Here is a 771-nt window from a genome sequence, read left to right on the forward strand (position 1 = left end):
GGCCGGCGCTGTGCGCCACGGCCTCGCCAAGGCGCTCACCTACTACGAGCCCGAGCTTCGCTCGCCGCTCAAGAAGGAAGGCTTCCTCACCCGCGATTCGCGTGTGGTCGAGCGTAAGAAGTACGGCAAGAAGAAAGCCCGCCGTAGCTTCCAGTTCTCGAAGCGCTAAGCTTCCATCTCAGGGATGTTCAAAAGGGCGGCTCCGGCCGCCCTTTTTTGTGTCCGCCGATGATCGGATTGACAGGCGACAAGGCCAACCGCATAGAAACGGAATGTCGATCGTCCTGTTTCCTCTCCGACGTCGCCCGACCGCTCGCCTGTCGCGAGCGCGATGAGAGCTGTCCGTTCCGACGCTCGCGAGCCGCGCTCTCCGCGCGGCGCTTTTGACTTATAATCCTCGCAACTGCCGATTCCCGATGTCGCTCAAGCGCTCGGCAAACACGGATCACACGATATGGCTGCAACCGACACCATGACCGCCCAGAAGACCGGCACGGTCTTCATCGATGGCGAAGCCGGCACCACCGGGCTCGGGATTCGCGACCGTCTCTCCAAGGTCGATGGTATCGAAATCCGTAGCATTGCCCATGAGTTGCGCAAGGATCCTGAGGCAAAACGTGAGATTTTGGCCGGTGTCGATCTGGTCGTGCTTTGCCTGCACGACGATGCCGCTCGCGAGACGGTGAGTCTCGTCGATTCCCTGCCGGGAAAGAAGCCGCGCATTCTCGATGCCAGCACGGCCCATCGGGTCAGCCCCGGCTGGGTCTACGG

General features: G+C 61.7%; 1 protein-coding gene and 1 pseudogene. Both read left to right on the forward strand.

Translation table 11 applies throughout. The annotated features are described in order from the left end of the window. Positions 1-169 (forward strand): 30S ribosomal protein S9 (rpsI, locus tag AC1DT3_RS23115; protein WP_477467496.1); only part of this gene is annotated, 169 nt, incomplete at its 5' end. A 285-nt stretch (positions 170-454) separates the two neighbouring features. Next, positions 455-771 (forward strand): annotated as a pseudogene (locus tag AC1DT3_RS23120) (N-acetyl-gamma-glutamyl-phosphate reductase); the annotation flags it as partial.

Source organism: Microvirga sp. P4_G7 (assembly GCF_056401005.1).